At 60.8% G+C, this 1,270-nt stretch carries 1 protein-coding gene; it reads left to right on the top strand.

Features of this window, described 5'->3' with window-relative positions:
• Positions 1-39 precede the first annotated feature (39 nt).
• On the top strand, positions 40-1,270 hold a 1,231-nt coding region (locus tag FCN18_RS38905; protein WP_456107171.1), incomplete at its 3' end, for an IS256 family transposase.

The raw sequence follows: 1,270 nt of genomic DNA, 5'->3' as shown, positions 1-1,270 counted from the left end.
GTGATGGCATCCGATGCTGTGAGCGCGGATCAGAGGAAGATGAGGAAGTCGGAGCGGGAGCGGTCGGCCGAGCAGGCTGCCGCGGCGGCGATGGTGGCGCAGGCGCGGGAACGTGGCCTGTCGCTCACTGGGCCGGACGGGCTGTTGAAGCTGTTCACCAAGAACGTTCTGGAAGCGGCGCTGAACGAGGAGATGACCGAGCATCTCGGGCACGCGAAGAATCGTGCCGATTCGAATCGTGATTCGTCGAATGTGCGGAATGGGGCCCGGGGGAAGACGGTGGTTTCGGACGCGGCTGGAGAGGTGAACATCGTGGTTCCCCGGGATCGGGAATCGACTTTCGAGCCGAAGATCGTGAAGAAACGTCAGCGTCGACTGACTGACGTGGACGAGATCGTGTTGTCGTTGTATGCGAAGGGGTTGACCACGGGCGAAATTTCGGCGCATTTCGCCGAGATTTACGGCGCGTCGGTGTCGAAGGAGACGGTGTCTCGGATTACCGACAAGGTGATCGAGGAGATGCAGGACTGGGCAAGCCGTCCACTGGAGCCGGTCTACGCCGCGGTGTTCGTGGACGCGATCGTGGTCAAGGTGCGGGACGGCCAGGTCGCCAACCGGCCGTTCTACGCCGCGATCGGCGTCACCACCGACGGCCGCAAGGACGTGCTCGGATTGTGGGCCGGTACCGGCGGCGAGGGCGCCAAGTTCTGGATGAGTGTGCTGGTGGATCTCAAGAACCGCGGCGTTAAGGACGTGTTCTTCCTGGTTTGTGACGGCCTCAAGGGGTTACCGGAGGTGGTGGAGCAGGTGTGGCCACAAACGATCGTCCAGACGTGCGTTCTGCATTTAATTCGTAATTCGTTTCGGCTGACTTCCCGGAAATACACGGACGCGTTGAAACGCGACCTGAAAGAAATCTACACGGCACCCAACGCCGACGCCGCCGCAACGGCACTGGACGAACTGGACGAGAAATGGTCGAAGAAATACCCAGCCATGGTTCGACTCTGGCGTAACGCCTGGACCGAATTCGTTCCTTTTCTGGACTACGATATCGAGATCAGGAGGATGATCTGCTCGACGAACGCGATCGAGTCGTTGAACGCACGCTACCGGCGCGCGATCCGGGCACGTGGGCACTTCACCACCGAGCAAGCGGCGATGAAGTGCTTGTATCTTGTGACCCGCAGCCTCGACCCCACAGGGACCGGGGCGGCACGATGGATGATGCGTTGGAAGCCAGTGATCAACGCGTTCTCCATCACCTTCG

Origin of the sequence: Prauserella endophytica (assembly GCF_005146945.1) — a bacterium.
Lineage (GTDB): Bacteria > Actinomycetota > Actinomycetes > Mycobacteriales > Pseudonocardiaceae > Prauserella_A > Prauserella_A endophytica.
This window is presented reverse-complemented; position numbering and strand designations above follow the sequence as displayed.